Annotated in this window: 8 protein-coding genes; all 8 read right to left on the bottom strand. The window is 56.7% G+C overall.

Annotation, left to right across the window (positions count from 1 at the left end):
* Positions 1 to 143 precede the first annotated feature (143 nt).
* Complete coding sequence (locus H3028_RS20915) at positions 144 to 500, bottom strand: MerR family transcriptional regulator (RefSeq protein ID WP_021209994.1); 357 nt, start codon at positions 498 to 500, stop codon at positions 144 to 146.
* Positions 481 to 783, bottom strand: a complete 303-nt coding sequence (gene ihfA / locus H3028_RS20910; protein ID WP_003282572.1) for an integration host factor subunit alpha — start codon at positions 781 to 783, stop codon at positions 481 to 483. The genes H3028_RS20915 and ihfA overlap by 20 nt, the downstream gene beginning before the upstream one ends.
* A gap of 3 nt (positions 784 to 786) precedes the next feature.
* The gene (pheT, locus tag H3028_RS20905; protein ID WP_181299120.1) at positions 787 to 3,165 is read right to left on the bottom strand and encodes a phenylalanine--tRNA ligase subunit beta; all 2,379 of its coding nucleotides are present in this window, start codon (positions 3,163 to 3,165) and stop codon (positions 787 to 789) included.
* A 35-nt stretch (positions 3,166 to 3,200) separates the two neighbouring features.
* On the bottom strand, positions 3,201 to 4,217 hold the full coding sequence (gene pheS / locus H3028_RS20900) for a phenylalanine--tRNA ligase subunit alpha (protein WP_181299119.1): 1,017 nt from the start codon (positions 4,215 to 4,217) through the stop codon (positions 3,201 to 3,203).
* 166 nt (positions 4,218 to 4,383) lie between these two features.
* Entirely contained in the window at positions 4,384 to 4,740 is a 357-nt protein-coding gene (gene rplT / locus H3028_RS20895) for a 50S ribosomal protein L20 (RefSeq protein ID WP_019339387.1), read from the bottom strand.
* Between the two features lie 27 nt (positions 4,741 to 4,767).
* A complete protein-coding gene (gene rpmI, locus H3028_RS20890; RefSeq protein ID WP_019339386.1) occupies positions 4,768 to 4,962 on the bottom strand; it encodes a 50S ribosomal protein L35 in 195 nt (64 codons plus the stop codon).
* Between the two features lie 62 nt (positions 4,963 to 5,024).
* Positions 5,025 to 5,576: a translation initiation factor IF-3 gene (gene infC / locus H3028_RS20885; protein ID WP_019339385.1), complete on the bottom strand. Its 552-nt coding sequence runs from the start codon at positions 5,574 to 5,576 to the stop codon at positions 5,025 to 5,027.
* Positions 5,576 to 7,498, bottom strand: a complete 1,923-nt coding sequence (thrS, locus tag H3028_RS20880) for a threonine--tRNA ligase (protein ID WP_181299118.1) — start codon at positions 7,496 to 7,498, stop codon at positions 5,576 to 5,578. Before thrS ends, infC begins: the two co-directional genes overlap by 1 nt.
* Positions 7,499 to 7,749: the final 251 nt, after the last annotated feature.

Raw genomic sequence — 7,749 nt, 5'->3', positions numbered from 1 at the left:
ATTCGAACACTCGACCCCTTGCACCCCATGCAAGTGCGCTACCAGGCTGCGCTACGCCCCGACGATGTATTCAGCTCTGCTGAAAACGGATCGAACTATACATTAAGCGACTGAATATGTGAAAGTTTTTTGCACAACGGCAACTAGTTCTTTAGCACCTGCAGGACATCCTCAAGCTCGGTAATCATCTGTCTGATCAATTGCTTGTATTGCGTGGTGTCATCACGGGCCTCGTCGCCGGACATCCGCTGCCGAGCGCCGCCGATAGTGAAGCCCTGCTCGTACAGCAGCGACCTAATCTGTCGGATCATCAGCACATCTTGCCGCTGGTAATAGCGCCGATTACCGCGACGCTTAACAGGGTTTAGTTGTGGAAATTCCTGCTCCCAATATCGCAGCACGTGTGGTTTGACCGCGCATAGCTCGCTCACCTCACCAATAGTGAAATAGCGTTTGCCGGGTATCGTTGGCAGTTCGTCGTTATGACTTGGTTCCAGCATACGCTTCGACTCTGGCTTTTAGTTTTTGGCCTGGCCGGAATGTCACGACACGACGCGCCGTAATCGGGATTTCCTCACCGGTCTTCGGGTTACGCCCCGGGCGCTGTCGCTTGTCGCGCAGGTCGAAGTTGCCGAAACCGGACAACTTCACCTGCTCGTTGTGCTCGAGCGCTTGGCGAATCTCCTCGAAAAACAGCTCGACCAGCTCCTTGGCCTCGCGCTTATTCAAGCCTAGCTCTTCATATAGACGTTCGGCCATTTCAGCTTTCGTCAGAGCCCCCATACGCTATTTCCTTAACGTGGCGTTGAACCTTTCTTCCAGGGAGGTAAGGATTTGCTGCATCGCACCACTCACCTCGTCGTCGTTTAGAGTGCGCGAAGGGTGTTGCCAGGTCAAGCCGACTGCCACACTTTTGCTAAGCGGATCAATACCTTTACCCTGATAGACATCAAATAGCTTGAGGTCCTTCAGGTTCTCACCAGCAGCATCTCGGATGCATCGCAGCACAGCGTCAGCCGACACCTCGCGCGCCACTAGGATAGCCAAGTCGCGCCGCACCTCAGGGAAGCGGGACAGCTCGCTGAAGCGTGGCAGCCGCCCTTCGCTGATCTCGGCAACCAGCAACTCGAAAAGATAGACCGGTTGATCGATGCCCAGCGTGGCGGCCAGTTCGGGATGAAGGCTCCCGATGTAGCCGACCAGGCGCCCTTCCCGCTCGATTCGTGCGGTCTGCCCGGGATGCAGAGCCGGATGCTCACCGGCGAAAAAGCTATACGCTACGGCATCGCCGGCATATCCAAGTAAGGCTTCGACGTCGGCTTTGATGTCATAGAAGTCAGCCGCTGCTCTTTCATTGCTCCAGGCTTCTGGCAGGCGGCTTCCCGTAATGGCACCGGCCAGCATCGGCTCCTGCTTCAATTCATCAAGTTGACCGACGAAGCGCAGGCCGCTTTCAAACAGACGCACGCGTGTTTGCTGACGATTGAGGTTGTACTGCAACGCCTTGATCAACCCTGGCCAAAGCGTCGCGCGCATGGCCGCCATGTCCGAGGAAATCGGATTGGCCAGCTGCAGCGGCTCAACGCCAGGGCTGAACAGCTCGAATAACTTAGGGTCGATGAAGCTGTAGGTGATCGCCTCCTGGTAACCACGAGCCACCAACAACCGACGCAAAGCCGGCAACTCGGCGCGGGACTCGGGATCAGCCTCCGGCGCTAGACGCGCCTGCGGATAACGCACCGGCAAGCGATCATAACCATAGAGGCGCCCCAACTCTTCGATGAGGTCAACCTCGAGGCTAATATCAAACCGATGACTGGGAACGCTGACTTCCCAAACTCCAGCGCCCTGCTCGACCACACCCAGACCCAGGGCAGAAAGCAGCGAGACGACCTGATCGCCAGCCATGCTCAATCCGAGCATTTGCTCGATGCGATCCTTACGCAGCAAGATTGGCGCAACGGTTGGAAGATCGGCTTCGCTGGTGGCTTCGATCACAGGGCCTGCATTGCCTCCGACAATCTGCAGCAGCAGCGCAGTGGCACGCTCCATGGCTCGACGGGTCAGCTGAGAATCCACCCCACGCTCATAGCGATGCGATGCATCGGTGTGCAAACCATAGGAGCGCGCCTTGCCGGCGAGCGCGATGGTGTCGAAGAAGGCGCTTTCCAGAAACAAATCCTGGGTAGAGGCGCTGACACCACTGTGCTCACCACCCATCACACCCGCAATAGCGAGGGCACGCTGATGGTCGGCAATTACCAGCGTATCGGTACGCAGGGTCACCTCCTGCCCGTCGAGCAAGACGAGCTTCTCCTGCTTATCTGCCATCCGAACCCTGATGCCGCCATTGATCTCGGCAAGATCGAAGGCGTGCAACGGTTGCCCCAGTTCGAGCATCACATAGTTGGTCACGTCCACCACCGCATCGATGCTGCGAATATCGGAACGACGTAGCCGCTCGACCATCCACAGCGGCGTGGGTCGTGATAGATCAACATTGCGGATCACGCGCCCGAGGTAGCGTGGACAGGCTTTCGGCACCGACACCTCGACCGGGCGCACCTCATCATGACTCGCGGCCACCGAAGCGATATCGACTGAAGCGACTGTCGCGCCATAGATCGCACCTACCTCGCGCGCAAGACCAGCGATAGAAAGGCAATCGCCACGATTCGGCGTCAGACCGATCTCGATGCTCGCATCGTCCAGCCCCAGATAGGCTCGCAAATCACCGCCAACCGGAGCATCGCTCGCCAACTCCATCAGCCCGCTGTCATCAGTGCCAATCTGCAGCTCGGTTTCAGAACAGAGCATGCCGCTGGATTCGACGCCACGAAGCTTCGCTTTCTTGATCTTGAAATCGCCCGGCAGCTTGGCGCCAATCATGGCGAACGGAATCTTCAGGCCTTGCCGCACGTTGGGCGCACCACAGACCACCTGAAAGGTCTCGCTGCCGTTGCTGACCTGACAGACGCGCAACTTGTCTGCATCAGGATGCTGCTCGGTGCTCAGCACCTCGCCCACAACCACGCCGTTGAACTCGCCGGCGACCGGGGCCACCGCGTCCACTTCGAGGCCCACCATCGATAGACGCGCCACCAGCTCATCGCGGGAAACTTGTGGATTGACCCAGGTGCGCAACCACTGTTCGCTGAATTTCATCCTGCTCTCCTAAGAATTCTTTGACTGGACATGCCCTAGCGAAATTGCGCCAGGAACCTCAGGTCGTTATCGAAGAACAGGCGTAAGTCGTTGACGCCATAACGCAGCATGGCGAGCCGTTCAGCCCCCATACCGAAAGCGAAGCCTTGATATTTTTCCGGATCGATACCGGACATGCGCAGTACATTCGGATGCACCATGCCGCAGCCCATCACCTCGAGCCAGCCCGTCTGCTTGCACACGCGACAGCCCTTCCCGCTGCACATGACACATTGCATGTCCACTTCGGCCGATGGCTCGGTGAATGGAAAGAACGACGGGCGGAACCGAACACCTAGCGGTTTTTCGAAGAACACGCGCAAGAACTGCTCGATCGTTCCCTTCAGGTCGGCGAAGCTGATGCCCTCGTCGATCAGCAGACCTTCGACCTGATGAAACATTGGCGAGTGGGTGATATCCGAATCACAGCGGTAAACGCGGCCGGGGCAGACGATCCGGATTGGCGGCTGCTGCGACTCCATGGTACGCACCTGAACTGGCGACGTATGGGTGCGCAACAGCATATTGGCGTTGAAATAGAAGGTGTCGTGCATCGCCCGAGCGGGATGATGGCCCGGAATATTGAGCGCTTCGAAGTTGTGGTAGTCATCTTCGACTTCCGGCCCTTCGGCGACGCGATAGCCAATATGGCTAAAGAACTGCTCGATCCGCTCCAGCGTACGGGTCACCGGATGCAGACCACCGGAGGCCTCCCCTCTGCCTGGCAGGGTCACGTCGATTCGCTCCGCAGCCAGTTTGGCGCTAAGCGCAGCCTGCTCAAGATCTGTCTTCCGGGCATTCAGTTCGTCTTGAACCTGGCTCTTCGCTGCATTGATCAGCGCACCCGCCTTCGGACGCTCCTCAGCGGATAACTTGCCCAAGGTCTGCATAACCTGGGTCAGCTCGCCTTTCTTACCAAGGTACTGGACCCGGATCTGCTCCAGGGCGGTGATGTCTTGACTATGTTGCACCGCCTCAAGCGCTTGCGAGACCAGTGCATCCAGGTTTTCCATGTACAACCTCCAGAGGTTCTTGCAGAACCGCACCAGGCGATCAGCGCATTGGCTTTGGCCAGGTGCATTTTTGCAAATGCCCCTTCAGATACGAAATAGGGGAAGAGCACAAGGCTCTTCCCCTATCGGTGACGCTACGAATCCGAAGATTCGATTGTCGATGGGCTTAGGCCAGAGAAGCTTTGGCTTTTTCGACAATCGCAGCGAAAGCTGCTTTTTCGTTTACTGCCAACTCGGCCAGAACCTTACGGTCGATCTCGATGGCTGCTTTTTTCAGGCCAGCGATGAAACGGCTGTAGGACAGACCATTTACACGAGCACCGGCGTTGATACGAGCGATCCAAAGAGCGCGGAACTGACGCTTCCGCTGACGACGGTCACGGTAGGCATACTGGCCAGCCTTGATCACCGCCTGCTTGGCAACACGGAACACGCGCGAACGAGCGCCGTAATAGCCTTTAGCGAGTTTCAGAATTTTCTTGTGACGGCGACGAGCGACGACGCCACGCTTAACACGAGCCATGAGTTATTCCTCTGAGTCTTGACCGAATTAACGAACGCGCAGCATGCGCTCTACTTTTGCGTTGTCAGACGGGTGCATCAGAGATGTACCACGTAGCTGACGCTTACGCTTGGTAGACATTTTGGTCAGGATGTGGCTCTTGAAAGCGTGCTTGTGCTTGTAGCCATTCGCCGTCTTTTTGAAGCGCTTCGCAGCGCCACTTTTAGTCTTCATCTTTGGCATGTTCGGTACTCCACAGTGTGGGTGATTTCAAATAACCGCAAGGCCTGCCAGTGCCCTGGTGGTTACTTTTTCTTCTTGGGAGCGATGACCATGATCAGCTGGCGTCCTTCCATCTTTGGATGCTGTTCGACCGAACCGTATTCAGCAAGGTCACCCTCGACCCGCTTCAACAGTTCCATCCCCAGCTCCTGATGCGCCATCTCACGACCGCGGAATCTCAACGAAACCTTGGCCCTGTCCCCGTCACTCAGGAAACGTACCAGGTTACGTAGCTTGACCTGGTAGTCGCCCTCTTCCGTCCCTGGACGAAACTTTACTTCTTTAACCTGGATCTGCTTCTGGTTCTTCTTCGCTGCAGCGACCTGCTTCTTCTTTTCGAACAGGTGCTTGCCGTAATCCATGATCCGGCATACAGGAGGAACCGCATCGGCGGAAATTTCCACCAGATCCAACTTGGCTTCTTCAGCTATACGAAGCGCTTCATCAATCGAGACGATGCCAACCTGCTCGCCATCAGCACCAATCAAACGGACCTCACGAGCCGAGATATTCTCGTTGATCGGGGCCTTGGGTGCAGCTCGTTTATCCTGTCTCATTTCACGCTTAATAGTCATTACTCCAATTCTTGGCGACCACGCCGGGAAACCGCTTGTGTCAGCAGCTGCGCAAAGTCGTCCAAGGGCATGGAGCCCAGATCGACGCCTTCACGGGTGCGCACAGCAACGGCTCGTGTCTCTACTTCCCTGTCTCCGATAACCAAGAGATAGGGAACCTTGAGCAAGGTATGCTCGCGGATTTTAAAGCCGATCTTTTCGTTTCTCAAGTCGGACTTGGCACGGAAGCCGCTTTGGTTGAGTGTTTTCTCCACTTCCAGGGCGAAATCAGCCTGTTTATCGGTGATATTCATCACCACGGCTTGAGTCGGCGCCAACCAGGCCGGGAAAGCGCCTTCGTAGTGTTCGATAAGAATACCGATGAAACGCTCGAACGAGCCAAGGATGGCGCGGTGCAACATAACCGGATGCTGGCGATCGTTGTTCTCGCTGACGTACTCTGCCCCCAGGCGAATCGGAAGATTGAAGTCGAGCTGAAGCGTGCCGCACTGCCATACGCGGCCCAGGCAGTCCTTCAGCGAGAATTCGATCTTCGGACCGTAGAAGGCGCCTTCGCCAGGCTGCAAATCGTAAGGTAGTCCTGCGCTATCCAGCGCGGCGGCAAGGGCCGCCTCGGCACGATCCCACAGCTCATCGGAACCGACTCGCTTCTCAGGTCGAGTCGATAGCTTCAGCTCAATGTTATCGAAGCCAAAATCTGTATAAACCGCCTGGGTCAGCTTGATGAACGCAGCCGACTCGGACTGCATCTGCTCTTCGGTACAGAAGATGTGGGCATCGTCCTGTGTGAAGCCGCGTACTCGCATGATGCCGTGCAACGCACCCGATGGCTCGTTGCGATGGCAGGCGCCGAACTCGGCGAGACGCAACGGCAGTTCGCGGTAGCTCTTCAAGCCCTGGTTGTACACCTGCACATGGCAAGGGCAGTTCATCGGTTTGATCGCGTAATCGCGACTTTCCGATTCCGTAGTGAACATATTTTCAGCGTAGTTCGCCCAGTGACCGGACTTCTCCCACAAACTCCGATCGACAACCTGAGGTGTCCGGATTTCCTGATAGCCATTTTCACGCTGCACGACACGCATATATTGCTCGAGCACCTGATACAGGGTCCAGCCATTCGGATGCCAGAACACCATGCCAGGCGCCTCTTCCTGCGTATGGAAAAGATTCAGGCGCTTACCGATCTTGCGGTGATCACGCTTTTCAGCTTCTTCGATGCGCTGAATGTAGGCCGCGAGCTGCTTTTTGTCCGCCCAAGCAGTGCCGTAGATGCGCTGTAGCTGCTCATTCTTCGCATCGCCGCGCCAGTAAGCACCGGACAACTTGGTCAGCTTAAAAGACTTGAGAAAGCGTGTATTGGGCACATGCGGACCACGGCACATGTCGACGTATTCTTCGTGGTAATACAGCCCCATCGCCTGCTCGTCAGGCATATCCTCGACCAGACGCAGCTTGTAATCCTCACCACGCGAATGGAACAGCTCGATGACTTCAGCGCGCGGCGTGACCTTCTTGATTACATCGTACTCAGTATCGATCAGCTGCTTCATGCGCTGCTCGATTGCAGCCATATCGTCCGGCGTGAACGGCCGCTCGAAGGCGATATCGTAGTAGAAGCCCTCGGCGATCACCGGCCCGATGACCATCTTCGCGGATGGGTAGAGCTGCTTGACCGCATGCCCAACCAGGTGCGCACAGGAGTGACGAATGATCTCCAGCCCCTCTTCATCCTTCGGCGTGATGATCTGCAGGCTCGCGTCGCTTTCGATCAGGTCGCAGGCATCGACCAGCCGCCCATTTACCTTACCGGCAAGGGTGGCCTTCGCGAGGCCAGCGCCAATTGACTGAGCGACCTCAGCGACGGAAACGGGATGATCGAACGAACGCTGACTGCCGTCAGGAAGAGTAATGATGGGCATGGCGCCTCCTCTCCTAGTGGTGACCCGTACCAAAGGCCACATGGGTTGGGATGAGCCAGGAAAGCGATCCATCGAATGACCTGCCGCACAGTGGCAGGAGCCCGAAGGCTGATCGAGGCGGACCGAAGTCACTGGAAATATGGGAGCACGGATGCTTTCAGAAAGCTGCCGCACTGACAAGCAAGGCATAAAAAAAGGGTCGCTAGCGCGACCCTTTTCGGAATTGGTAGGCACAATTGGATTCGAACCAA

Origin of the sequence: Pseudomonas sp. Q2-TVG4-2 (assembly GCF_013620795.1) — a bacterium.
GTDB lineage: Bacteria > Pseudomonadota > Gammaproteobacteria > Pseudomonadales > Pseudomonadaceae > Stutzerimonas.
This window is presented reverse-complemented; position numbering and strand designations above follow the sequence as displayed.